The organism is Flavobacterium sp. LHD-85, from assembly GCF_030929595.1.
GTDB lineage: Bacteria > Bacteroidota > Bacteroidia > Flavobacteriales > Flavobacteriaceae > Flavobacterium.
Map to the genome: position 1 here is coordinate 303,547 of NZ_JAVFVR010000006.1, position 26,729 is coordinate 330,275.

A 26,729-nucleotide genomic window follows, 5' to 3' on the forward strand; every position below is an offset into this window, starting at 1 on the left:
TTTCTTTATTAAAATGATAAATTAAGACTCAAAGAATATATTCTTGAAAAAGGATAATCTATACCTCGTTCTGCTTTAATGGTTGAAACACGGAAGAATTCGTTTGCTAAAGCATTAAAACCTAAAGCTGTAAGTCCAGCTCTTTTTAACCAAACTTTATCCGTTACACGATATCCTAATCGAATAGATTCTCCAGAGATATAATCATCTTTCTGAATGAATCTTGAAGAAATAGGTGTCGAATTTGTCATACTAATTGCCTTAAACTGTGCAATCTGTCCTGGTGTAGTCCAGCGATCTGTAAAAGCTCTAGCGTCTTGGTTATCAAAAATATTCTCTTTCGAAATGTTTTCAACTTTGTCATACAATGCACTATTAAATCGTTCAGCGCCAAAACTGTATCGTACAAATAGTCCAAAACTAAAACCTTTGTAACTTAAATTTGTTGAAACAACTCCTGTTGCCGTTTCTCTAGAATTTCCCATTACTACCTCGTCTTTTTTGTCAAGAATAAAAGTAGTCTGACCATTTTTCTTTAAGAAAACTTCCTTTCCTGTTGCTGGGTCAATTCCTAATGAAGGCACGGCCCAAAGATCATTACTACTGGCGCCATCATAATATCTTGTCAAGCTGGTTGTTTTCTGAGCAGCATCATTTAAAGAAGATAATGCGTTACCAAAACCACCTAGTTCATTATCTCCTGTAGTTCCCATTAAGCCAATTCCCCAGATAAAATTTCTGTTCAAATCATAGATGAAATTGTAGTTCATTTTTAATTCTAATCCTTGTGTTGTCAAATAACCAACATTCAAAGGATAATTATTAACTCCTGAAGAAGCTGCAAGATTAATGGCTACAATCTGTGGAGAAGTTTTACGTTTGTAAGCTCCCAAAGTCATTGTAAATCTATTTCTAAACATTGCCAGATCTAGTCCTAAAGACAAATCTTTGGTTCTTTGCGCTTCTAAATCTGGATTTGAAATTTGAGAAATGGATAATCCTGGTCCAAAAACATTAGTATTTGGGTTATAAGCGTATACATCATAAGAAGCAAAACCTACCAAATTCTGGTTTCCAGTTTGTCCGATATTGGCACGTATTTTAAAAATATTGACAATATTTTCATTCATTTTAAACTCATTATTCAAATTCCATCCAAAACCAACTCCCCAATAAGGTGAATATTTTTTGTTAGTTCCAAAGTTGGTTGCTCCCGAAATTGTCTGCGTAAAATCGAATAAAAATCGGCGGTCGTAAGCGTAATTAATTTGGTTTGTCAAGTCGACATTTCGAATTAATTCAGTAAAAATTTCTGGTTTACCATTTGGTTCATACCCAAAAGCAAATGAAGGATTTCCAGGAACACCAAGAGGGAAACCTCTTAAAAATGATTCATAAGAATTGTTTTTTGTCTCTGAAGCCGACGCTCTAATGGTGTAATTGAAAGAATGAACACTTTTAAAAACATTCGAATAAGTAGCCCCAAGATTAGCGTTCCATTTATCTGTAATGGCTTCATATCGGCTATAAGTTCCTTTTTCTGTTGCAATATTATTGACAAAACGAGTGTCATCTGGAGAAACAAAAACGGTATTGTAATTATTCAATCTTGAAACCGATAAAGCTCCTGTTGCCTTAATATGCGAACTGACGTCATAATTAATAGCAAAATTATTTGTAAAATTAAAATCGCTTCCCTTATCATAACTTGGCAAAAAGACATTGTAAAGCGGATTTGGAGCGTGATTTACAACAACAGACTGGTTTGCTGGAATTGGCAGTGAAGTTCCGTCTAGATAACGGGTTATTACTCCATTCTCATTATATTTTGGATAATATGGACTTGCTTTTGCCCAAATATCAAATGTTCCGTATGGAGATTCCTGATTTGTTCCTCCCGAAATAAAAAATTGATTGTTAAGGCTAAATTTACTTTTTCTATAAGTCAAAGTGGTATTATATCCCCAAGTATCATGCTCAGAACCTTTCATTGTTCCCGTCAACGTTTTGTAGTTTCCGGCAATATTGAATCTAAATTCATCAGAACCTCCTCCAAAATTCAAACTATGCCCAGAAGTAATTCCCATCTGAATTGGTTCATTCAGCCAATACGTATTTACCCCACGTCTTACTGCGGCCAAACGTCTGTTGTATTCTTGATCCCATTTGTATTGTGTTGCTGCCGAAGCACCATCGCCTGCATAATAAGCATTGGATAATCTTTCAAATTCTAATTTTTGCTCTGCATTCATTAAGTTGTACACGCTCAAATCAGCCAATTCATACGATGAATTGTACACATAATTAAACTGCAATTTTCCTGGAATAGGTTTGTTGGTTTCGATAACTACCACACCATTTGCAGAACGAGAACCGTACAATGCAGTCGAGGCAGCATCTTTTAATAAAGTGATACTGGCAATTCTATTAATATCTAAATCGACAACCTGCTGTAAAGTAGTTGGAAATCCGTCCAAAATAAACAAAGGCTGATTTGGATCATCTCTAAACTGACTGTCAACCTGATTGGCTGTTAAACTCGTCTGTCCTCTCACCTCGATTGTTGGCAGAATATTTGGGTTTGAACCTGCTATATTATTATTAACAACAATGAAAGACGGATCTAATGATTTTAAAGCCTGAACTGCATTTTGCGTAGAAATCTGTCTTAATTCTTCTCCCTTAAAAATAGTTACAGCACCAGTTATCAATTCTTTTTTACGAACTGTAACCCCTGTATTTACAACAACTCCTTCAAGCTCTTTTCGTTCTTCCTGAAGTTTTATATTGATTATTTTTCTATTATTAACCTCAATAATTTGTGCACGATGTCCGATATAAGTAAAGAGAATTTGTCCATCATCTGGAGCTGTAATGGTATATTTACCATCAAAATCAGTTTGAGTGGCAGAACCTGTGCCTTTTACTTTGATGTTTACACCTGGAATAGGCTCTCCCTTATCATTGGTAACCGTTCCTTTAATTTCGATTATTTTAGACTGAACGACAACTTTCTCAGCTTTTCGTTCTTTTACAATAATCGTATTTCCAGCAGAAAAGCTAAAATCAAAATCTTTATCAGAAAAACTGGCTTCCAATAAATCATTCACTTTAATTTTTCCCTTTTTTAAATGTACTTTAGGTAATTTTTTAAATAAATCTTCCTGATAAATAAAAGTATAGTTGGTCTGTTTTTTAATAATGTCAAAAACTTCGTCAACAGATACTGTTTTATCAGCTGTAATTACAACTTTCGTGTTTTGTGAAAATAGATTTACGGGAGAAAAACCAAAAATTGTAGTACAAAACAAGAAGATAAAAGTTCTCATAATGTTAATAATTAGCCGCTTTCTAAAATAGAAATAGGCACTGGTTAATTTAAATTTCATAAATTTACATGTTAATTGGTTGGTTGGTTAATAAAACTGACTTACTGGTTGATACACAGAAAGGGATAAAGCGCAGTACGGTGAGAGGTCTAAACTTTAATCCCTTTTCTTTTTTATTTGATTATAATCTTATTGTCTTTTTTCTCATAGGCATTAATAAAATTAATATTCTTGATCGTGGTTAATATGTCTTCTAATTTCTGATTCTTATTTAAAACCCCATTAAACTTAACATTGCCAAGCGCTGGATCTGCAAATACAATATCAACATCGTACCATCTTGATAATACTCTCGCAATATCTTTTAAAGGCATTCCTTTAAACACAAATAATCCTTTTCTCCAAGAAATTTCATTGTAAACGTCTACTTCAGAAACACTAATATTTCCGTTATATTCTGTTATTTTAGACTGTTGGCTCGGAGTCAGAATTTGCTTTTTAGCGGCATTGCTCACAGCAACAACTCCTTCTACCAAAGTGGTATAAATTGCAGGTTCGTCTCTGTAAGCCTTAATATTAAATTCGGTTCCTATAACCTCAACATTCTGCTCTTGGGTTTTCACTTTAAATCTTGAACCTTTATGTTTGGTGCTTGGCGATACTTCAAAATAAGCTTCTCCATAAACCAATTCCACTTGTCTGGTTTGACCGTCAACAAAAGCAACCGGATATTTTAATTGCGATTCAGAATTCAGCCAGACTTTGGTGCTGTCCGCCAGCTGTACAAAAAACTGTCCGCCTCTCGGAATCGTTAAAAGGTTGTTGGCGATTGCCGCAGATTTTCCATTCGAATTGTAAACCAATTTTTCTCCGTTACTCGAAGCATTTCCTTTTGTATATGATTTTCCTTTTTCTAATGCAATTACAGAACCGTCTTCTAGAGTCAGAGTCGCTTTATCACTTCCGATTAAGATTTCTTTATGCGCGACTTGCGGAGTTTCAATTTTAAGCGGATTTGTTTTGCTTATTATTAATGAAATAGAAATCAGTAATAATAACGACGCCGCCATAGCAGTAAGTTTAAAAGCTGTTTTGGTATAGAATGGCTGAATTGATATTATTGGAGTTTCTTCAGATTGAATGGCGTTTTGAAGACGGGTTCTCATTTTGAGTTCAAGTTCATCTTTAGATCCCAAAGTTTCGTCCCAATCCTTATCGGTTTGGAAACTTTCGTAATAATTCAATAATTTATTATTCTCCTCGAGATTGGTATCACCGGAAAGATATCTATTTAGTAACAGTAAGAAATCCTCTTTTTTCATTTTTTATTGTATTATTTCGGGAGTATATGAGATAAGTAACCAAAAAGGAATATACCCCCTAGTCCAAATGGTATTTTTTTTTGTTTTTTTTTGAAAAAGAATTAAAAAAGAAGAAAAACCACACATCATCAACCCAACCACTGCATTTTTAATTTCGCTAAAAGATATTTTTTGAAAGCCATAAAATCATTGCCATGCTCATGCTTTCGCCCATAGAAGAACGAATCGTATGCAATGCTTTTGTAATATGGTTTTCGACTGTTTTTGTAGAAATATTAAGTCGTTCGGCAATTTCTTTATGGCTCAATTGTTCCTCGCGACTCAGTTTATAAACAGCTTGACATTTTTCCGGAAGCGATTCAATTATTAAATTCAGCTGTTGCATCAATTCGTCGTGCATTAACTGCGTCTCTGGAGTTGTAGACAAGAAACGTTTTTCTAAATCATCAAAAAGTTCAACGTGAACTTTGTCTTTATTTTTTCTCAAATGATTAAAAACCTGATATCTCGCACAGGCATACATATACCCTTTTAACGAAATATGAATTTCGATTTTTTCGCGGTTATGCCAAATGTTCATAAAAATATCCTGAATGATATCTTCGCACAATTCTTTGTCTTTAATGACATTGTAAGCAGACATAAAAAGAGCCTGCCAAAATTTATTATACAATTCTGTCAATGCCAATTCATCGCCGTCGCGAAGACGATCGATTAAAATCTGATCCTGATTTAAGATGGAATTTGGCAATGATGGCAGTTTATGGAGATTGAATAATTCGCAACAAACTTAATAAATTCCGTCAATAATCCTAATTTGTTCTCAACAACACCCTTTTATCTTTGCAATAAACCTTAATTCTACAAATGGCATAACTTTGTGTATTTTTCAATTCTAACTATCAAACTACTTTATTTTTTAAGCTTAAGCGAGATTCGTGATTAAAATAAAATGAATTTTTTAAAATATTAGATTTAAATCACTGTTGCGTTAAAATTGTATTTTTATTAAATTTCAAAAAAATGACGTAGCCAATTTCCTTAAATCTAAAATTGAGTTTTTTTCAAGCTTTATTTTTTAACTCAAAATTTCTTAATTAAAAAAAATGCTGTTTCTGATTTCTTATCTTAAGTCAAGGTCATAACTTTTTCATAGCCATTACATTTGAGAATTATTAACCTAAAACTCTAATTGAATTTATGAAATCATCAATCTATCTCAAAGTATTACTTTTTATTGTCGGACTTATTGGTTTTTCAATTGGTATTGCGTTACTATTTTTTCCAATAACTTTTGAAGCTTCCGCTGGCATTTATCTTAATAGAAATGATTTTAGTTTATTAAGCGAAATCCGTTCTTCGGGCGGAACGCTAATTGCTTTTGGAACTGTAATTGTCTGGGGAGCGTTCAAGCCTTCGTCTACAAAAATTTCTCTGCAAACGGCAATTTTACTGTATTTCGCTTACGGATTTTCAAGATTGTATGCCATAGTTATAGACGGAATTCCGAGTCCCACAATTTTAAATGCGGCGATTTCCGAAATTACAATCGGAATTATTTGTACTGGATTTTATTTTAAGTATAAAATTTAGAAACGGATAAAACGGATTCGCTATTGCGAAGACACGGATAAAAAACTTATTTTTAAAATCTGCGTTTTCGCAATAGCGAATCCGTTTTATCAGCGTTCAATTGCAACATCCATTTTAAAAAAAACTTATCTCTGTACTACTCTTTTCCTAATCCTGCTCAATGATTCGGGCGTAATGCTCAAATAACTAGCAATATGAACCAGCGGTATTCGGTTTAAAAAATTAGGATTTGATTTCATAAATTTCAGATAACGTTCTTCGGGATTGTAATTATTTAGCAAAGCAATATACCGTTCTGCTTTTCGATAATCTGAAACCATGATTAGTGAAGTTATATGCTCTAAAATTGGACTTTTTAACTGCATTTCCAATTCTTTCTCCCGAGTACCGCTTACTAAAATGGTATCTTCTAAACATTGAATATTAAATTCAGATGGCTTTCCATCTAAGTAACTCGAATAAATTACCATTGGCATTTCTTCGATAAAAAAGCCAGAAGTTTTTTCGGCATCATCAATCATGCTGAATTGCCTCAAACAGCCTTTTAATACCAAATAACATTTATCACTCACCTGCCCTTCTGTAACTACAAAATCGCCTTTTTTAAAGAATTCGATTGTTGTATTTTCTATAATTAGATCAATATCTGACGGCTTAAACCTGTTGAATTGTTCTAAAAATTTTCGAAGCAGATCGTTCATGATTTCTCTCTTTATAATAGATGTGTTTTACATCTTTTCTTTTATATAAAAATAGAAAAACATTCTTTCTGATTAATAATAAATGTTCAGGATAATATTCTGCTTTGAACTGTCAATTATTTTTTCAAGTCTTTTAAAAAACACTTCGCTTACCATAGGACAACCTTGGCTAAGAGAAATATAATGATCCTGTTCATCTTCTGGGACTGCAGAATAAGAATGCAGCACAATCATTCTTTTAATCGCATTATTATTGGTTTGATCCAATCCTTTTAAAACATATGCTTTTCCAAACATTCCTTTATATGATTTTCCAATAGAATAACGTCCTAGAGATGTACACTTCGAATTGGGTTCATTGCTAAATTTCAACTCTCCTTTTATGCCTGTTTCAGAACCTGCTCCATTCGCGACTAAACCTTCATCAATTACTGTATTGCTTTCTAAATCATAAACAAAGAATCTGTTTTTACCCGATTTAATTTTCATATCGATAAAAAATGCGATTTTAGAATTATAAACGCCTAAAGCGCTCATTTTTTTTACATTTTCAATTTGTTGATTAAAACGTTCTGCATCTGAATCGTTTATCGTATTTTCTTCTTTTGGTTTTGGGTTTCCAAAAACAAATGTGGTTATTAGGAATATTATATTTACTATTTTCATAAAGCCTTCATTTTAAAACATTAAAAATCAATTATTTGACAATGCAAAATTAAAATGAGTGTTCAGAAAAAATGTTTCGTAAAAGCCTAAAAAACAACAAAATAAGATTTTTTTTTCAGTACAAATACTATCGTTTTTTCGTTAAAAAAAATTAATTTTGGACTATTCAATAAACTCAATTTATCCGCAACAAACAGTCCAGATGCTTCGACCATGGCCATTAGAAATTCAACTTGATAAAAAATCAGATAAAACCATTTACCTGCAAATTGCCGATGCTGTAATTGATGCTATAAAGACTGGAAAACTTGTTAGCGGAAATGCGCTTCCTGGAAGCAGACAGCTTGCCGAATTGTTGAAAGTAAATCGAAATACAGTTGTTGAAGCTTTGGACGTTTTAACTGCCGAAGGCTGGCTCATAACGATTGATCGAAAAGGGACGTTTATAGCAGATTTACTACCAACCATCAATCATTCATCAGAAAATAAAATAGATCCGAAAATTGTTATTGAAGAATCTAAAAGCTTTTTAGTTTTTGATGATGGACTTCCCGATAGCCGGCTGGCGCCAATGAATGATTTGGCAAGAGCGTATCGCGAATTGTTCAGCCGAAAATCGCGCTGGCAGATTATGGGTTATAGCAGTGAATTGGGAAATCTGGAGTTTAGAAAATCAATTGCTCAAATGCTGAATTTCAAACGAGGCATGAGTATTTCTCACGATCAAATCTGTATTACCCGCGGAAGCCAAATGGCTATGTATCTTGCTTCGCACTGTATTTTAAAATCGGGAAATTTTGTTTTGGTCGAAAATCCGGGTTACAAACCTGCTTGGGAAACTTTTGAAAATGCGGGTGCAACGTTACTTCCTGTAAATGTTAATTCGGACGGATTGGATATCGATCAAGTCGAGAAATATCTTCAGAAATATTCAAATATAAAAGCGATTTATGTTACGCCTCATCACCAGTTTCCAACCACAGTAACGCTTTCTCTAAAAAAGAGATTAAAACTGATTGAACTTTCTAATCAATATAATTTTACCATTATTGAAGACGATTACGATAATGAGTTTCATTTTGGACAGCGCCCAATACTTCCGATTTCTAGTTACTCGACTTTAAAAAACTATATTTATATTGGCACCTTCAGCAAAATTGTTGCGCCTGCTCTGCGTATTGGATATCTCGCCAGTTCTTATGAAAATATTCAGAAGATTGGAAATCATAGAAAGATAATCGATGTTCAGGGCGATAATATTATGGAAGAAGCGATTTTGAACCTCATCAACGAAGGCAAAATAAAACGCCATCTTAAAAAAGCTAATTTGATTTACAAAAGTAAAAGGGATTATTTTGAAAGCTTGCTAAATCAATATCTTCAAGATAAAATCACTTTTACAAAACCTGAAGGCGGACTTGCTTTTTGGATTGTTCCAAAAAAAGAAATTGATGTTCTTGAGATTTTCGAAAAACTAAAATTGCAAGGAATTCAGATCATGAGTCCAAGCCGATTTAGTTTTGATGAAACCATTAAAGGTTTTCGTCTGGGTTATGCTTCTCTTTCAGAAAAACAAATGGAAGAAGGAATTAGAGTGCTTGCTAAACTTTTATAATTTTTTTTTAAACACATAGAAACATAGTTTTGTTACTGTTGAAAGGCGTTTCACTTATATTAAAACACATAGTCTATGTGTTAAATGATGAGTCATTTTTTTTAAATCTTTTTCAAACAAATATATTAATCTATGTTTCTATGTGTTTAAATTAATCTAATTACAGTTTTCCATTTCAATAATAGAAAACCCATTTGCCCGAATCTGATTTTCAACCTCAATCGGCGCTTTATCAATATGGCAAAAACGACATTCTTTAGAAGACAAAGCCTGCCCTTCTTGCGCTACACTTTTCAGGTATTTTTTACCGTATTCATATACTTGTTCTGCATCATTAACATTTTCATCCACCAAAATATCAAAGTGCATAATTTTTCCGTCTTTGCGGGTTACATAAGTATCCCAAACTGCTATTTTCATTTCTTTATTTTTTTAAGGTTATAAGCTACTAAGCCGCTAAGGGACTAAGTTTTATGATGCAAATTTACATTGGATTTAAAAGTTAGAAATCATCCAGTTTTTTCATTTTTTGAAATATACTGGTCCAGCAGAATTTTGCCGTTTATGTATAGCTTTGCAATATGGAAAACGATATAATTTTTAATTTAATTAAAGTGCGTCAGCGTATTGAAAATGCCTGTAAAATTGCTGGAAGAAATTCTGATGAAGTTCAGCTTTTATTGGCGACCAAAACGGTGTCGGCAGAAAAAATTCGAATCGCAATTGAAGGTGGCGAAACTTTAATGGGAGAAAACAAAATGCAGGAATTACGGGATAAAAATGATGTTTTGAAAAATCTTCCAATTGAACGCCATTTTATTGGACATCTTCAAACCAATAAAGTAAAAGATGTCTTGAAATATGTGACTTGTATTCAATCGTTGGACCGAATAAATCTTGCTGACGAATTGCATAAACAGCTTCAAAATCAAAACAGAAAATTGGATGTTTTTGTGCAAGTCAATACTTCTTACGAAGAAAGCAAATTTGGGTTACCACCAGAAGACGTTTTATCTTTCATTAAAAAAATAAAAACTTATGACACCTTGAATATTAAGGGTTTAATGACTATTGGTTTATTGGATGTGGAAAAAGAAAAAATGATTCCGTCTCTCCGGCTTTTAAGAACGATTCGCGATGAAATTTATTCAGAAGGAATTGAAGGTTTACAAGATTTAAAACTTTCTATGGGAATGTCTCAGGATTTGGAACTTGCCATTGCCGAAGGTTCGAATATGGTACGAGTTGGCACTTCGATATTTGGAAATCGCTTTTTAGGAAAAGAAATCTGGAACGAAAACATTGCAGAATAAAACTTAATTTTGCAGTAAATAATGAGCGAATGAACCTGAATGATCTTACCGTAATTGATACTGAAAAAATTGCTTTAGACGATTTGTTTTTTAGTGATGAAAATAAAGCTGCTTTGCTTCAGATTATCAAAGAACATCAATATATCGAGGAATTAAAAAAATACAATCTTAAAGTTGACAATAAGATTTTACTGCATGGAAGTTCTGGCTGCGGTAAAACGACAACGGCAAAAGCGATTGCTAATACTTTAGATAAAAAAATTATCATTGTAAACCTTAGTACAGTTATCGATTCTAGAATTGGTGAAACTTCTAAGAATTTAAAAGCAATTTTTGATAAAGCAATCAGAGAAAGGGCGGTTTTATTTTTGGATGAATTTGACCAGATTGGAAAAAGCCGAGACAGCGACGATAAAGATGTAGGCGAAATGAGACGTTTGGTAAACACCATTATTCAGCTCTTTGATTATTTCCCTTCTGACAGTTTATTGATTTGTGCCACCAATCATTACGAAATAATTGATAGTGCTTTATTGAGAAGATTTCAGCTTCGTTTGAAATATGAAATGCCTTCAGAAAAACAGTTGAATATTTACTATGATAAAATTTTAAGCAATTTTCCAGAGCATTTTCAAAATATAGAAAGACGTTATGCCATTTCTTATGCTGAAGCTTTAGATTACATCAATACGACCATGAAAAAGCAAATTATTGCTGCTTTGGATTTAAATAAAAATGTATAAAATTCTACGCAATTTCGCGTTTCATTTATTTGTTCTATAGGAACATTTCATTGGTAGAAATTTAGATCGACACCATTGTTTTACGTTCCGTAGGAACGTTTGATTTTATTTTTTCACCAACGAAACGTTCCTACGGAACGTATAATCGCAATATAATTTTTAATTCTACTACCTACCAGACATTCCTACGGAATGAATGGCATTTAATTAAAAAACCCGCTGCAAAATTTTGCAACGGGTAATTCTTGGGTGGAGTTTTATATATAGAGTGAAAGTGTACTTGTTTATAAGCCTCTTGTCAACCAGCCTTTTTTGTTGGCTGTCGCAATAGCATAAGGCGCAATCCAGAATAAACTGAAAGTATAAAAAACACTGTAAGAATAAGCCCAGAAAGATTCTGAAAGCGTATATCTCTTTGCATAAAATGCCATTGAGAAAGTTGAAAAAATTAAGATTGCCATTAATGTTGAACTTAAAAACAATACTGGATGAACAGCAATAAAATAAAACATAAACAATATAAACGGATAGGTCATTGCAATTTTAAAGAACTGGTTTAAGAATAACATTCTCGCTCCAAATTTTGATTCTTTTCTAAAATCTGTAAAAACATATTTCGCCATCATAAGATTCTCACGAACGTTACTTCTCGCCCATCTAATGAACATTTTGTACAATCCTTTGTATTCTTCAGGAACGTTTGTCAATACTACAGCATTTCTTTGAAATTTAACTTCAAAACCTTGTTTCAAGATCATATTAGTCAAAGCTCGGTCTTCTCCAATATCTGATGGTTCGCCCATAAAAGTCTGGTTAATCCACTCTGGAAGACAGTTAAATACAGCATCTCTTTTGTAAGCTGCCAAAGCGCCTGGCGTACATAATACAGAACCCAACTCGCTTTCTACAGAACGCTGAAATTCGAAACTCATTACAAAACTTACGTTCAGCATTTTTGGCAAAATTGCTTTTTTATTGTTCAAAACCTGAACGTTTCCTGCAACAGCACCACATTTTTTGTTTACTACAAACGGACTTACTAAGTTTCTTAAGGTATCTTTTTTTACAATAGAATCGCTGTCTACTGTTACAAAGATTTCTCCCGTTCCTAATTTAAATCCTCTGTATAATGCTTGGCGTTTTCCCTGATTTTTTGGCTGCTGAAAAATCGTAACACGATCTCCCAATTTTGCTTTTGCTTCCTGCATCCAGTACCAAGTATCATCTTTACTTCCATCGTCAATTGCTAAAAGCTGTAATTTTTCTGCTGGATAATCGCTGTCTGCAAGACTCAATAAAGTGTCCCAAACTAATTTTCCTTCATTATAAGCTGGAACGATAATCGTACAAGTTGGCAATAAATCGTCTGAAACAGATGGCACTGCTTTATATCTTAAATACAGATAAGAACTATACAAGAAAACACCTGCCTGATAAAAGAATAAAATGGTAGTTATGATTAAGAACGGTAACCCCCAAGTCGAAGCAATTCTTTCAAAATGAAATTTTTCAAAATCATCTTGCAATAGAAATACTACTCCTACGCCTGCAAGTAGTAATAAAAAAGTTCCGATAAGAACCGCTAATCCAAACGGACTTGTTGGTCTTTCTACATGTATTTTTTGTGATTTTTGTTTCGTTCCAAAAAAAGAACCGTTTATTGTTTTTTCGCTAATCGCTGAACTGCTGTTCGCGTAAAATTGTTCTGAGATAATTGTTTCGCTTTCCATGCTTATACTCCTTTTTTAATTTGCTTAATGTGGCTTTTAGTAAAAATCTTTTCTTTTCTAATTATTTGCGACTCATAATAGAGAAACAATAAAAAACAAACACATCAAAGATTTTGACATTAACACATTTTGCAAGCGGCGTGCCAACACGATTTTAAACTGGTATAGAGCATTTTAGAAAAAAAGCATAAAAATATAGTGTGTAATTATTTTACACTTTTTGGATACGGTATACACTAAAATTGTAGAAATTGGATTTGAAAAAGCGAGATTTTAAACGGCTTCAGAGCGTTTTTACTTTTCCTTTTTTGAAAAAGAAACGAAGTTTCAAAATAATTTTCTGACGAAAAAAAGTAAGAATAAATAAAACGTAATTATTAAAATAAAATTGCTCAAGAAAAAGCAAATAGATCCAAAACCACTTTTTTTTAGACTTTTAAAAAACATTCTTCACAAAAAATCAAGAAATCTTACCGAAAAAAGTTAAATTTATCCAAGCAAACTTAAAATAAGGAGATTAAAAAAATGAGTAAAGAGCATTACTATCTTTTACTTGCTGACGATGATGAAGACGATTGTCTTTTCTTTAAAGAAGCTCTCGACGAAATAGCTGTCAGCGCCGATCTTTTAACGGTTCATGATGGCGTACAATTAATGGATTATTTACAAAGTAATATTTCTGATCTTCCAGAAGTTCTTTTTTTGGATTTAAATATGCCTCTCAAAAATGGCATAGAATGTTTGGATGAAATAAAAGATAACGAAAAACTAAAAAACCTGCCTATAATCATTTTCTCTACTTCGCTCGATAGTGAAATAGTAAATAAACTTTATCAAAAAGGCGCTTCTTATTATATTCGAAAACCAGGTGATTTTTCTAAGCTTAAAAACGTAATCGAAAAAGCACTGACAATTGCATCAGAAAACAACTTTAGACAGCCCGAAAGAGCCAATTTCATACTGCAACCTTAATCTGCTTTGGAAATGAACCGCAAAAAAAAGGAACATTATTTTCTTTCCGAAGGTGGAGAAATGGGAGAATTAATTCGTTCTGCAGATTGGAGCAAAACCTCTTTGGGTAATCCCGAAAAATGGCCGCAAAGTTTGAAAACAATGACCGCAATGATGCTCGGCAATCCGTTTGGAATGTACATTGCGTGGGGAAAAAATTATACTCAACTCTATAATGATGCTTTTCGTCCTATTCTTGGCGCATCTAAACATCCAGAAGCTTTAGGCGGAAGTTCTAGAGATACATTTGCTGAAATTTGGGATACCATCGGACCAATGTTTGCCGATGTTATGAAAGGACATGCTGTAAGTTTTCCTGATTTTAAAGTTCCGCTGCATCGAAACGGTTATACAGAAGATTGTTTTTTTGATTTTTCCTATAGCCCCATAAAAATAGAAGACGGTTCTATTGGCGGAATTTTGGTTACGGTTATCGAAACTACCGAAAAGAAAATTGTTGCAGATGCTTTACAGGAAAGCAATGCACGATTTATCAATAATATTATGCAAGCTCCTGTTGCCATGTGCATTTTTAGAGGTGAAAATCACGTTGTTGAAATTGCCAACGAACAAATGCTTCGACTTTGGAACGCAAAAGCAGAAAACATAATTAACAAACCTATTTTTGAGGTTCTTCCTAAATTAAAAAAACAAGGACTTGACGAAATTCTGCAAAGCGTTTTTATCTCTGGAAAAAAAGTCGTTACAGAAGAACTTTTTGTTCCTTTAAATAGAAATGGTCAAACCGAAAACACTTATATTAATTTTGTTTACGAAGCTTTAAGAGAAACAGACGGCACTATTTCTGGCGTTGCCGCAATTGCCACAGAAGTTACTGCACAAGTCTTGGCTCGTACAAAAGTAGAAGAAAGCGAGCAAAAAATAAGACAGCTGGTTGAAAATGCCCCATTTCCAATTGCGGTTTACGTGGGAAAAGAAATGCGTATTGAACTCGCTAATGAATCGATCATAAAAATCTGGGGAAAAGGTCCAGATGTAATTGGAAAAACCTATAGAGAAATTCTCCCTGAGCTACAAAATCAATCGGTGTTTGAACAGGTTGAATCGGTTTTTAATACAGGGCAATCCTTTCACTCCCGAAATTCCCGTATTGATATTGTAATCGATAATATATTGCAATCGTTTTATTTCAATTATAGTTTTACACCTTTGTACGATCTGAATGGAAAAATTTACGGCGTAATGAATACCGCTGTAGAAATTACAGACTTATATTTGGCCAAACAGAAAATCGAAGAAAGCGACAAGCGATTTCGTGATACGGTAAGACAAGCTCCCGTTGGAATTACGATTCTTCGCGGACCAGAATATGTCGTTGAAATGGCAAACGAGGCTTATCTCAAACTGGTTGCTAGAGAAGAAGACACTTTTGTTGGAAAGCCTTTATATGATTCATTGCCAGAAGTAAAAGAAAGTGTTAGCGCTTTACTAGACGGCGTTTTAAATACAGGAATTCCTTTTCATGGAATTGAAGTTCCCATCCCTTTAAATCGATATGGAAAAATAGAAACTTCTTATTTTGATTTTCTGTATCATCCTTTGAAAGAAGAAAACGGAACTATTTCTGGAATCTTAGTAACCGTTACCGAAGTAAGCGAAAAAGTTGAAGCTCGAAAGAAAATTGAACTGAATGAAGACCGACTTAAAATTGTTGTTGAAGCCAGCGAATTGGGAACTTGGGAACTGAATGTAAAAACACGTATTCCGACCTATTCTAAAAGATATCTTGAAATTATTGGCGGGTACACCGATGATATAATGCTTACTCACGAAGAACTATTAGCGCATCTTCATCCTGATGATTTATATATTAGAAATAAAGGTTTTAAAGAAGCTTTAAATTCAGGTTTTTTAAATTACGAAGTTCGCGTAATCTGGAAAGATCAATCTATACATTGGATTGAAGGAAAAGGAAAAGTTTTTTATGATGAAAACCATGAACCTGAAAAACTTATTGGAACGATTCGAGATATTACCGAAGAGAAAAAATACCAGCAGAAAATTGAAGAAAGCGAAAAGAAACTTCGTAATCTTATTATGCAGTCGCCCGTTCCGAAAGCTATTTTACGAGGAAATGATTTTGTGATTGAAATGGCCAATTTTGTGCTTTTGAATAATATCTGGAAGAAAGAAGAATCTGAAGTCCAAGGAAAAAAAATATTAGAAATATTTCCGGAACTTAAAAAACAGAAATATTCTAGTTTACTAAAGAAAGTTTACGAATCTGGAAATGTACATGCTGAATCTGAATCTCTACTTTTTATTGGCAATGAAAAAGCAGGCAATCAATTCTATGTAGATTTTGAATTTGCACCGCTCCGCGAAAGCGATAATTCGATTTCTGGAATTAGAATGACACTTATTGATGTGACAGAAAAAGTTGAAGCTAGAAAAAAAATAGAAGAGAGCGAAAAAAGATTCCGACTGCTTACCGAAAGTATTCCGCAATTGATATGGGAAACTGATGCCGATGGAAATGCTCTTTTCACTTCTGGAAGATGGCTTGAATATACTGGAATCGAACCAGGAGTTGAAGGTTCATGGCAAAAGATGATTCACCCCGACGATTTTGATGAAAATATAAAAATTTGGCAGCATGCGCTTGCAACAGGAGAAATGTATCGTTGCGATGTAAGAATGCGCAGAAAAGATGGCTCGTACAGATGGCATACGGTAATAGGCGAACCTGTTTTGGGACTCGACAATAAAATTGTAAAATGGGTTGGCGCCTTTACCGATATCCATACCGAAAAAGCCTTTACACACGAACTTGAACAACAGGTTACAGCTAGAACTAGAGAATTAATCCAAATCAACGAATCGCTCAGAAAAAGTGAAGAACGTTATCATTTAATGGTCGAAGAAGTTCAAGAATATTCCATTCTCTACCTAAATCCAAATGGCATTGTAGAAAACTGGAATGTTGGAGCTGAAAAAATTAAAGGCTATAAAGCAGAAGAAATTATCGGAAAATATTTTGCTGTTTTTTATACCGATGAAGATCAGAAGAATAAATTGCCCGAAAAACTTTTGACACTAGCAAGAGAAAAAGGAAAAGTAATTCATGAAGGCTGGCGAGCGCGTAAAGACGGAAGTTTATTCTGGGCAAGTGTGGTTATTACAGCCGTACATAATAAAAAAGGTGAAATTATCGGTTTTTCAAAAGTTACACATGACTTAACCGAAAAGAAAAAAGCCGATGATAAATTGAAAATGAATGCACTCGAGCTAGAACAGAAAAACAATGAGCTGGAAGAAATGAACAAAGAACTCCAGTCATTTGCTTATATCTCAAGTCATGATTTGCAGGAACCGCTTAGAAAAATACAAACTTTTGCTTCTCAGATTATTGAGAAAGAAGCGGAAAATTTATCAGAAAACGGAAAAGATAAATTCAAAAGAATGCAGAATGCCGCACAGCGAATGCAAACTTTAATCAATGATTTGTTGGCTTATTCGAGAACAAATGTTCAGGAACGTATTTTCATAAAAACAGATCTTGCCCAAATTATAAATGAAGTAAAAGAATATTTAACTGAAGAACTAAATCAAAAAAGTGCCCTAATTGAAATTGAACAAAGTGTTGAAGTTGATATTATTCCGTTTCAATTCAAGCAATTACTGTATAATCTCATCAGTAATTCGTTAAAATTCTCAAATCCTGATATTCCAATTGTAATTAAAATTAGAAGTAAAATTGCGCTAGGAAAAGATTTAAAAAATGAAAAACTGATTCCTGCTAAAAAATATTGTCATATAGAAGTTTCAGATAACGGAATTGGTTTTGAAGCACAGTACAACAAAAAAATATTCGAAGTTTTCCAGCGTCTTCACGGCAGAGATCGTTACAACGGAACTGGAATCGGACTGGCGATTGTAAAAAAAATTATCGAAAACCACAACGGAATTATCACCGCTTCGGGTATTCAGAACCAAGGAGCTTCTTTTGATATATATATTCCTGTAGAATAAGTTTTTTGGAAATTCCAATTTCTAAATTTCAAACTCCAAATTCATAAAAAAAACGGAAACTGCAAATAAGCGGTTTCCGTTTTTCCTTTTCAAAGGAAATTGATATTATCTAGTATAAACTGTAATTACACCAGTTGTTTTATCCTTAATTTTTAGTTCTTTGTTAGTAAGATTCATGATATCACTAGTCGAACTTATGTTTCCAACAGTAAGAGTTAAATCGTTATGAGATCTTACATAAGTACCTGTAGTCTCTGTTAAGGCACAATTACTTCCATCATAATCACCAATAACTGCGGCATTACTTAATCTTAAATCTAAATAATCTCTATTACATCCTGGCGCATTTTGTGGCGCATCAACTAATACTTCTTGTCCATTAACAATTGTTCCTGTCTGGCTTAGATTATACTTCCCTTGAATTGGAACTATTGTTTCTCCTTCATTATCGTCGTTACTACAAGAGGTTACGAACATTCCCGCGCTTAAGGCTAATACGAATAAAAAGTTTCTATTTTTCATGATTTCTTTGTTTTTTAATAATTTAATTCAATAATGCTAAATTAAAAGTATATACTTACAAAAAATTTCATGATTCTACGAATATTTTACATAAATCGCATTTTAATAGATTTTTACTTTTTTACATATTTATTCAAAATATACCTCGTTACAGGTTTTAAAGAACTATTATTCTCAGGATGTCTTCCATGTCCGTTGAAGAAGTCTATTCCATTTGCTGTTTTGCCATACCAGACAATAGCTTCTCCATTTTTATCAAAAAAAGCCGTTGTATCACATACATTTATTTTTTTTAAGTCAAAAACGGTTTTGTCAAAAGGTTCTACAACATTAAAACTTGCCAAACCACTTACTTCCAAATCACAGCTCACTTTTTCATAATGATCAACCGACCACTGCATACATTGTTTTTGAAAAAAAGTTAAATAAATGAGCATCATCAATCCAGCTGAAAAAGCTGCAATTAGAGAATATCTTATTATTCCAGATTTTCCTCCCTCCTCCCTTCTTATCTTAACAGGAGTTGATATGCCCAATGGAATTGCCTCCAAGTCCTGATTTTCATCTTGCTCTATTATTTCAGCTTCATCTTGCTTTTCTTCTTCTGTTAAATTTTCTTTTACCTCTTCATTATTTGAACTAGGAAATTTATCGATTTGGGCCTCATCAATAAAACCAACAGAAGAAAATTCCGGTTTATAATGTTTAGTATTTCTTAGCTCTTCTATCAATTTCAAATTCTCTGGATCAATTTCTTTTCTAAACTTATTAAAAGGCCTAGGATTAAAATCTACCAAAATTGCTGCCATATCAACAACATCTATTTTATCTGGATCTGTTTCTCCCTTAAAAAATTTTTCTACTGGTCTAAATAGATCTGTCTCTTGCTTAAACTTATTTTTTGTACTAATATCAAAAGAAAGTCCTAGTAAAGAATTGAACACATTCAAATCATTTGAATGCATATCATTATTCGCAAATTTTTCCCAACATAACTTATTTAATTTTCCTCTTGTTGGAGCATTCAAGAAATAAAAATCATCACCATTTTTTACTTCTTCATATTTTTCTTTAATAGCTTTTTTATATAAATCTTCCAAAGTATTGTTATTCATAGGCTTCATTTTTTTGGGTTTTTAAGGATTTATAAGGAACAATAGGGATTTTATAAAACTTAATCGGATATCCCGGAATTCCGTATCAACACAGGCTCAAAACCGTTGTTACTTTGCCTCAACAAAATTAGTTATCGCTTTGATCTGCAGGTCAAAAGCAAATGTACAAAACTAGTTCATGTACCAAGTGCGGAAAACCGTAAGACGGATTTTATTCCGGGAAGTATAGATGAAAATCTTACTGTTCTACGCACTTCACTTCCCAAACAAAACTTGGCATTGCTGTCATTAAAACAATCTGGAAAAACTCCAGACAGCAATCCTCACGTCTAATTTTTAATCTATAAAAAAATGAAAACTTTATATTTATTGGGAGCGTGCGCGCTATTGTCAACTACATTATTTTCTTGCACTGCTGATGAATTCGAAACAGCTAAAGACAAAACAGAGGTAAAAAAGGATACAGCTCCGGCGAAAGATATGCAAGCCACCGGACCAGACGATGATCCAGTTGTGGTGCCACCACCACCAAAAAAATAATTTAATATTTTAGAAAAAAAACTGTAATTTATAATAAATTACTATTTTCGGGGAAAGTAAGATTTATGTTACGATCCCCGTTTTTTTATCTGCTAATTATTCTCTTTTTCTTTTCTTGTAAAGAAAAAACATCTGTACCTGCAAAGGTAGATCCCAACCGCGAGAAAGCTTTTAAACTTAGAGATCTGGGTATTGCTAATCTCCAAAGCAAAAGTTACAGCAGTGCTTTTTACAATTTTAATAAATCAAAATTAGATTTTGAAATTTTAAAAGACAGTGCCAATATTGTTTACAATTTAATTCAGATGGCTTCTATCCAACAGATAAATGGGGATTATTACGGAAGCAAAGAAACACTTACAGAAGCTCTTCCATATGTTAAAAAGAAAGATATTTATACCGTTTCCATAAATAATTTTTTCGGGATTGCATACAAAGAACTTGCAATTTATGATGATGCAATTTATTATTACAAAGAGGCAATAAAAGATGCCGAAAATGATATTTCTAAATTTTCTCCTCTAAATAATATTGCTGTTATTAACATTGAGCAGAAAAAATATGAAAAAGCAATTCAGATTTTAGAATCGATTTTAAATGAAAACCAAATTTCAAAACAAAGTAAAGCACGTGTTTTAGACAATCTGGGGTTTGCTTATTTTAAAATTGGTAATACTGACAAGGGACTCGCTTTAATGCAGGAAGGTCTTAAAATTAGGAATGAAATTCAAGATTTATATGGCATCATTGGAAGCAATCTTCACCTTGCTCAATATTATTCAAAAACTAATATTCAAAAATCAAATGAATACGCTATAAAAGCATATCAAATTGCCACAAAACTTCGCAGTATTGATGAGCGCTTAAAAGCATTATCTTTTCTCATTTCAAACGATTCTGAAGCTCAAAACGCTTATGCACAAAAATTCATTTTTTTAAATGACAGCATAATAAAAGTTCGAAACAATTTTAAAAATAAGTTTGCCAGAATTAAATACGATTCAAAAAAAGAAAAGGAAGAAAACCAAAAACTGAGATTAGAGCAAGCCGAAACTTCTCTTGCTTTACAAAAAGCACATTATCAAAAGATATTTTTCATAATAGGTATTTCATCTCTTTTTCTGTTACTGCTTTATTTGAGAAAATTTTATCAGAACAGAAGTCGAATCGAAAAAATAAAAACAGCTTATAGTACTGAAACCAGAATTGCCAAAGATATCCATGATGGATTAGCAAATGATGTTTTTCATGCTATAACCTATACACAAACTCAGTCTCTAACAGATGAAAACAATAAAGAAAACTTGCTTCAGAAACTCGATGACATTTACTCACGCGTTCGCGGAATTTCTCGAGAAAATAATGATATCGATACTGGTCCAAATTTTCCGAACAATTTAAAAGAAATGCTTTCAACTTATAATAGCAGTCAGACAAATGTTATTATAAATGGTGTCGAAAAAATAAACTGGGATTCGGTCGAAGATTTAAAAAAGATTGCTATTCAGAGAGTTTTGCATGAATTAATGGTTAATATGAAAAAACATAGTGAAGCTTCTATTGTTGTAATTCAGTTTGAAAGCGGAACAAATATCTTGTTTATTAATTATTCAGATAATGGAAAAGGTTGTGAAAAATCAAAAATTATAAAAAATGGTCTCCAAAATATGGAAAACCGTATTTTGTCTAATAAAGGAACTATTACTTTTGAAACTGAACCAAATAAAGGTTTTAAAGTAAAAATAACAATGCCTAAATAAGAGCCTATGTTTAAAAAAGTAATTATAGCCGAGGATTTTGAAGAATTTAATTTAGCCATCAAACAAACTTTGAATGATTTCAACATTACCAATTTTCAGCATGCCAAATATTGTGATGATGCCTTTCTTAAAATAAGAAAAGCAATTCAGGATAATGAACCATACGATTTATTGATTAGCGATCTTTCGTTTAAAAAAGACCATCGCGAAGTAAAAATCGGCAGTGGCGACGAACTCATTCAGAAAGTACGCGAACTGCAACCTGAAATTAAAATCATCGCCTATTCTATTGAAGATAAAAGCGTTCGAATAAAATCACTTTTTGAAGATTCTGAAATTAATGCCTTTGTGCTAAAAGGCCGAAATAGCATTGAGGATCTTAAAAAAGCACTTAACATAATTTCATCTTCCGATCAAAAATTTATTTCACAAGAAGTTGCTTCTGCACTTCAGGAAAAAGGCAACTACGAAATAGACGATGTAGACATTAAAATCTTAAAATATTTATCTGACGGAACATCTCAGGACGAGATTATAGAAATATTTAAAAACAATGACATAAAACCAAATAGCAAAAGCGCTATGGAAAAAAGATTAGCAAAACTAAAGGACTTTTTTAAAGCTAATAATACCATCCACTTGGTTTCGATTACAAAAGATATGGGGATAATTTAAATTCTTTTTTTACTTATTATTAAAGCTCCTTCGGGAGCTTTTTTTTATTTCCTCAAATTAATTTAGATTATGGATTTCCGTAAAATACTGGTTTTGATTGGTTTTACTTTTGGAGTTATCAATTTAAAACGACAAACCAATGGAAATGAACATTCAACTAAAATCATTAGCAGATAAAATAAATCAGCTCAAAAGTAAAATCGAAACCGAAGAATCTACAAAACATGCTTTTGTATTACCTTTTATACATGTTTTAGGATACGATGCCTTTAATCCGCTGGAAGTAGTTCCTGAATTTACAGCTGATCTGGGCCTAAAAAAAGGTGAAAAGGTAGATTATGCTATTTTCCAAAATGGAGAGCCTATTATAATTGTGGAATGTAAAAGCTGGAAAGAAAAACTTACAATCCATAATTCTCAATTATTCCGTTACTTTCATGTCACAAAAACTCGATTTGCACTTTTAACAAATGGAATTCATTATCAATTTTTTACCGATTTGGATGACCAAAACAAAATGGACGAAAAACCATTTTTAGAATTTGATATCTGCAATCTAAAAGAAAATACGATAAACGAAATTGCAAAATTTCATAAAGCTAATTTTGACGTTGATAATATCGTAAGTAATGCGAGTTCTTTAAAATATATTAAAGAAATAAAAAAACAGATAAGTACAGAACTAGAAAATCCATCAAATGAATTTACTAAGCTTTTTGCCAACAAAGTTTATACTGGTAGGCTTACAGAAAAAGTTGTTGAAGAATTTAAAGATTTAGTTCAAAAATCGGTAAATCAATTCATTAACGATAAAATTAATGATCGTTTAAATGCAGCTTTAAGTAAAGAAACCATTAAGCAGCAAGATGAAGAAATAATCTCAGTTGAAGATGACAATAAAATTATTACAACTGAAGAAGAACTTGATGGTTACCGTATCGTAGTTGCTATTTTACGCCGAAAACTGCCAATTGCAAGAATAGTATACCGCGATACACAATCGTACTTTGGAATACTGCTGGACGATAATAATCGAAAACCTCTTTGCAGACTCCATCTAAATAGCGGTAAAAAATATTTAAGTCTTTTCAACAATAATAAAACCGAAGCTAAAATTGTGATTTCTTCAATTGACGACATTTATCAATACGAAAAAGAATTATTAGAGACCGTCGCTCTTTACGAGACAGAATTAAATCCAGTATAAATACTCATTTTAAAGGATTTAATTCTAATTAGATTTATCGCATCGCAAAAAAACACTAACCTATAATCAAAACATTATGAAACCAAAACATTACATAATCGCTGGACTTTGCTTATTTATCTTGGTCACTGCATTTACTAATCCTGGAACTGAAAAGCATAAAGAAGAGGTAAAACTGAAAATGAATGCATTTTTAGAAAAAGAAATTGATAAAGAGAATACAACTTCTAACAATCAAATGTCAGAAGCCGGTGGAATATTAGGAAATGCTCTAGCACAATCGATGGTAAACATGCTGGTTGACAATATAGTTTCCTCATCAAATTACATTATTTTTTCGACAACAGATGTTACGGTCGAAGGTAAAACCAAAACAATTGGTTTTGGCATATTAGGAAATGTCTTTCTATCTAGTAAAATAGACGAAGCAATAAAACAGTAAAACAAGATTTTTCGTTCAACTAAATACCACAATGCCAATGCGAAAAAACTATCCTATCTTGCTTTTATTATTTGTGTTTCTCTCCTGTAAGAAGACGGCCTCTCCGCCTCCATTGCCACAAGTAAATTCATTTTATAAATCGGCAATTACTGCAGATGACCGGAAGACAATCACACCGGAAGAAGCCAAAACATACCATGTCAATAAAACCTATCAATACGAATATCGAACAGGAAATCCTGGAAATTATGAATATAATTATGATGTAAAAGGAATAAATAGCAGAGGCGATTCTGTTTGTGGAAATATTAACGTTCAAGGAAAATTGGGCGCTGGAATTTTAACTAGCGATACAGTTGCAGAAATCGAAATTAATACGGAATGGATCTCATACGGAAAATTAAAAGCTACTGATAAACAAGGAAACGAATACCAATTAATTGTTAAATAAAAATGCAGAATGAAATATACACTACTCTTTCTTTTTGTTTTTGCAACTTCATTTAGAACATCCGAAACCAGCGTCTTTATTTGCGGTCCTACTGGCGCAAAAAAATACCATTATAATGAAAATTGTCGTGGTTTAAGTTCTTGCAGTCATGGAACAGTAAAAACAACGCTCAAACAAGCTCAAGGTTTAGGCCTGACACTATGTGGATGGGAAGATTAAATATCTTCCCATTTCACATTTAATCATTTGATAATAATCACTTTACAATAATTTCACATTAGTTTTCTTAATTTGATATAAAACTAATCGCTATGAAATTCTTTAATCTAAAATTCCTAGTATCATTCAAAGAATGGCTTTTTTTAAGAGCAATGCAATCTTCTTTCCTACACTAATAAACCATTATAAATAAAGGAAAGCACTATTGAATGAATAAAATTGAAAGCTCATTTTTGAACAGAAACCAATTTGGTGAAGATTTCTTGTGGGGCGTCTCAACCGCCGCTTTCCAAATTGAAGGGGCACACGATGCCGACGGAAAAGGTTCTTCTATATGGGACGTTTTTACTTCTCAAAAAGGAAAAATCAAAAGCGGACATCATGCCATAACTGCTTGTGATTTTTACAACTCTTATCAGGATGATATTAATTTAATCAAAGAATTAAATATTCCGAATTTTAGGTTCTCTATCAGCTGGCCTAGAATTATGCCGACAGGCGTTCATCCTATCAATCAAGCAGGCATCGATTATTACAACAAAATTATAGATTCGCTTCTAGCTTCTGGCATTGAACCTTGGATAACGCTTTATCATTGGGATTTACCGCATGAACTTGAGATGAAAGGAGGCTGGACCAATCGCGAATCGGTTTCTTGGTTTAAAGAATATGTGGAAGTCTGCGTACAGTATTTTGGCGATCGTGTCAAAAACTGGATGGTAATTAACGAGCCTTCGGTATTTACTGGAGCTGGTTATTTTTTAGGCATTCACGCACCCGGAAAAAAAGGAATCAACAATTATCTTAAAGCCATGCATCATGTTACGCTGGCCACTTCAGCTGGAGCTAAAATAATTCGCGAAAGAATTCCCGATGCCAATATTGGCACCACATTTTCCTGTACGCATATCGAACCTGCAACAGAAAACGCAAAAGATATAGAAGCGGCAAAACGTGTAGACACTTTACTAAACAGGACTTTTATAGAACCCATTTTAGGATTAGGCTATCCACAGAAAGATCTTCCTGTACTTAAAAAATTGAGTAATTATATTCTAGACGACGATTTAAACAATCTTAATTTCGATTTTGATTTTATAGGATTACAGTGCTATACTAGAGAGGTTGTAAAACATTCTATTTTAACTCCATACATTGGTGCCGAGCTGATAAGTGCTGAGAAGAGAAATGTAATTTCGACCGATATGGGTTGGGAGGTCTATCCTCCTGCGATGTATCATATTCTTAAAAAGTTTAACAAATATGACGGAATCAAAAAAATAATTATTACCGAAAATGGGGCTGCTTTTCCAGACACTATCCAAAACGGAAAGGTTCATGATATAAAACGAACTCATTTTATTCAGGATAATTTAGAACAAATACTAAAAGCAAAAAATGATGGTCTAAATGTTGACGGTTATTTTGTTTGGACTTTAACTGATAATTTTGAATGGGCCGAAGGTTACAATGCAAGATTCGGGCTAATTCACGTTGATTTTGAAACCCAAAAAAGAACTATTAAAAACTCTGGATTGTGGTTTAAAGATTTTTTATCATAGATCCACTTTATTAATTATCTTATTTCAAGCATATCCCATAATCCATGTTGACAATGTCGTATATTTTATGGCTAAACAACATCCAATTTATAGATCTTTTCAAAATTCCCAAAAACAAAAAACCCCGTTTCGTTAGAAACGGGGTTTTCAAAAGAAAGGCGACGACATACTCTCCCACAATAATGCAGTACCATCTGCGCAGGCGGGCTTAACTTCTCTG

General features: G+C 32.9%; 23 protein-coding genes. 14 read left to right on the forward strand and 9 right to left on the reverse strand.

The annotated features are described in order from the left end of the window. Positions 1–8: 8 nt before the first annotated feature. The 3 genes from RB618_RS12915 to RB618_RS12925 form a co-directional block, all read right to left on the reverse strand. Positions 9–3,329: a SusC/RagA family TonB-linked outer membrane protein gene (locus tag RB618_RS12915; RefSeq protein WP_308069101.1), complete on the reverse strand. Its 3,321-nt coding sequence runs from the start codon at positions 3,327–3,329 to the stop codon at positions 9–11. Positions 3,330–3,502: 173 nt separating this feature from the next. Continuing rightward, the gene (locus RB618_RS12920) at positions 3,503–4,651 is read right to left on the reverse strand and encodes a FecR domain-containing protein (protein ID WP_308069102.1); all 1,149 of its coding nucleotides are present in this window, start codon (positions 4,649–4,651) and stop codon (positions 3,503–3,505) included. Between the two features lie 157 nt (positions 4,652–4,808). Then, complete coding sequence (locus tag RB618_RS12925; RefSeq protein WP_308069103.1) at positions 4,809–5,402, reverse strand: RNA polymerase sigma-70 factor; 594 nt, start codon at positions 5,400–5,402, stop codon at positions 4,809–4,811. 449 nt (positions 5,403–5,851) lie between these two features. Here RB618_RS12925 and RB618_RS12930 point away from each other — a divergent pair, with 449 nt between their 5' ends. Continuing rightward, complete coding sequence (locus RB618_RS12930; protein ID WP_308069104.1) at positions 5,852–6,244, forward strand: DUF4345 domain-containing protein; 393 nt, start codon at positions 5,852–5,854, stop codon at positions 6,242–6,244. Between the two features lie 125 nt (positions 6,245–6,369). Here the strand turns inward: RB618_RS12930 and RB618_RS12935 are convergent, their stop codons facing one another. Both RB618_RS12935 and RB618_RS12940 read right to left on the reverse strand, forming a co-directional pair. Further along, positions 6,370–6,945, reverse strand: coding sequence for a Crp/Fnr family transcriptional regulator (locus RB618_RS12935; RefSeq protein WP_308069105.1), 576 nt, complete (start codon positions 6,943–6,945; stop codon positions 6,370–6,372). Positions 6,946–7,017: 72 nt separating this feature from the next. Continuing rightward, positions 7,018–7,611 carry a murein L,D-transpeptidase catalytic domain-containing protein gene (locus tag RB618_RS12940; RefSeq protein ID WP_308069106.1) on the reverse strand — a complete coding sequence of 198 codons (594 nt, stop codon included), beginning with the start codon at positions 7,609–7,611 and terminating at the stop codon, positions 7,018–7,020. 202 nt (positions 7,612–7,813) lie between these two features. On the opposite strand from RB618_RS12940, the gene RB618_RS12945 reads away from it, so the two are divergent. After that, positions 7,814–9,226, forward strand: a complete 1,413-nt coding sequence (locus RB618_RS12945) for a PLP-dependent aminotransferase family protein (RefSeq protein ID WP_308069123.1) — start codon at positions 7,814–7,816, stop codon at positions 9,224–9,226. A gap of 156 nt (positions 9,227–9,382) precedes the next feature. On the opposite strand, the gene RB618_RS12950 is transcribed toward RB618_RS12945, so the two are convergent. Beyond that, entirely contained in the window at positions 9,383–9,646 is a 264-nt protein-coding gene (locus RB618_RS12950) for a DUF2024 family protein (RefSeq protein ID WP_308069107.1), read from the reverse strand. 161 nt (positions 9,647–9,807) lie between these two features. Between RB618_RS12950 and RB618_RS12955 the strand changes: the two genes are divergently transcribed. Both RB618_RS12955 and RB618_RS12960 read left to right on the forward strand, forming a co-directional pair. Continuing rightward, positions 9,808–10,539 (forward strand): YggS family pyridoxal phosphate-dependent enzyme, encoded by a 732-nt coding sequence (locus RB618_RS12955; RefSeq protein ID WP_308069108.1) that lies wholly within the window; start codon positions 9,808–9,810, stop codon positions 10,537–10,539. Positions 10,540–10,568: 29 nt separating this feature from the next. Continuing rightward, a complete protein-coding gene (locus tag RB618_RS12960) occupies positions 10,569–11,282 on the forward strand; it encodes an ATP-binding protein (RefSeq protein ID WP_308069109.1) in 714 nt (237 codons plus the stop codon). 284 nt (positions 11,283–11,566) lie between these two features. Here RB618_RS12960 and RB618_RS12965 read toward each other — a convergent pair whose 3' ends face one another. Beyond that, positions 11,567–13,012 carry a glycosyltransferase gene (locus tag RB618_RS12965; RefSeq protein WP_308069110.1) on the reverse strand — a complete coding sequence of 482 codons (1,446 nt, stop codon included), beginning with the start codon at positions 13,010–13,012 and terminating at the stop codon, positions 11,567–11,569. 525 nt (positions 13,013–13,537) lie between these two features. Here RB618_RS12965 and RB618_RS12970 point away from each other — a divergent pair. After that, a complete protein-coding gene (locus tag RB618_RS12970) occupies positions 13,538–13,984 on the forward strand; it encodes a response regulator (protein WP_308069111.1) in 447 nt (148 codons plus the stop codon). 12 nt (positions 13,985–13,996) lie between these two features. Then, the gene (locus RB618_RS12975; RefSeq protein WP_308069112.1) at positions 13,997–18,016 is read left to right on the forward strand and encodes a PAS domain S-box protein; all 4,020 of its coding nucleotides are present in this window, start codon (positions 13,997–13,999) and stop codon (positions 18,014–18,016) included. A gap of 105 nt (positions 18,017–18,121) precedes the next feature. Here RB618_RS12975 and RB618_RS12980 read toward each other — a convergent pair whose 3' ends face one another. Both RB618_RS12980 and RB618_RS12985 read right to left on the reverse strand, forming a co-directional pair. Then, positions 18,122–18,538, reverse strand: coding sequence for a lipocalin family protein (locus RB618_RS12980; RefSeq protein ID WP_308069113.1), 417 nt, complete (start codon positions 18,536–18,538; stop codon positions 18,122–18,124). Between the two features lie 113 nt (positions 18,539–18,651). After that, a complete protein-coding gene (locus tag RB618_RS12985) occupies positions 18,652–19,653 on the reverse strand; it encodes a hypothetical protein (protein WP_308069114.1) in 1,002 nt (333 codons plus the stop codon). Positions 19,654–20,004: 351 nt separating this feature from the next. On the opposite strand from RB618_RS12985, the gene RB618_RS12990 reads away from it, so the two are divergent. The 8 genes from RB618_RS12990 to RB618_RS13025 all read left to right on the forward strand — a co-directional run bounded on the left by RB618_RS12990 (position 20,005) and on the right by RB618_RS13025 (position 26,509). Continuing rightward, on the forward strand, positions 20,005–20,193 hold the full coding sequence (locus RB618_RS12990) for a hypothetical protein (protein WP_308069115.1): 189 nt from the start codon (positions 20,005–20,007) through the stop codon (positions 20,191–20,193). Positions 20,194–20,258: 65 nt separating this feature from the next. Then, entirely contained in the window at positions 20,259–21,953 is a 1,695-nt protein-coding gene (locus RB618_RS12995) for an ATP-binding protein (protein WP_308069116.1), read from the forward strand. Positions 21,954–21,959: 6 nt separating this feature from the next. Next, positions 21,960–22,628, forward strand: coding sequence for a response regulator (locus tag RB618_RS13000; protein ID WP_308069117.1), 669 nt, complete (start codon positions 21,960–21,962; stop codon positions 22,626–22,628). A 139-nt stretch (positions 22,629–22,767) separates the two neighbouring features. Continuing rightward, positions 22,768–23,835 carry a type I restriction endonuclease gene (locus tag RB618_RS13005; protein ID WP_308069118.1) on the forward strand — a complete coding sequence of 356 codons (1,068 nt, stop codon included), beginning with the start codon at positions 22,768–22,770 and terminating at the stop codon, positions 23,833–23,835. 76 nt (positions 23,836–23,911) lie between these two features. Further along, positions 23,912–24,277, forward strand: a complete 366-nt coding sequence (locus tag RB618_RS13010; RefSeq protein ID WP_308069119.1) for a DUF4359 domain-containing protein — start codon at positions 23,912–23,914, stop codon at positions 24,275–24,277. 37 nt (positions 24,278–24,314) lie between these two features. Further along, complete coding sequence (locus RB618_RS13015; RefSeq protein ID WP_308069120.1) at positions 24,315–24,728, forward strand: hypothetical protein; 414 nt, start codon at positions 24,315–24,317, stop codon at positions 24,726–24,728. 9 nt (positions 24,729–24,737) lie between these two features. After that, positions 24,738–24,947 (forward strand): hypothetical protein, encoded by a 210-nt coding sequence (locus tag RB618_RS13020; protein WP_308069121.1) that lies wholly within the window; start codon positions 24,738–24,740, stop codon positions 24,945–24,947. 209 nt (positions 24,948–25,156) lie between these two features. Then, complete coding sequence (locus RB618_RS13025) at positions 25,157–26,509, forward strand: GH1 family beta-glucosidase (protein WP_308069122.1); 1,353 nt, start codon at positions 25,157–25,159, stop codon at positions 26,507–26,509. Positions 26,510–26,729 lie beyond the last annotated feature (220 nt).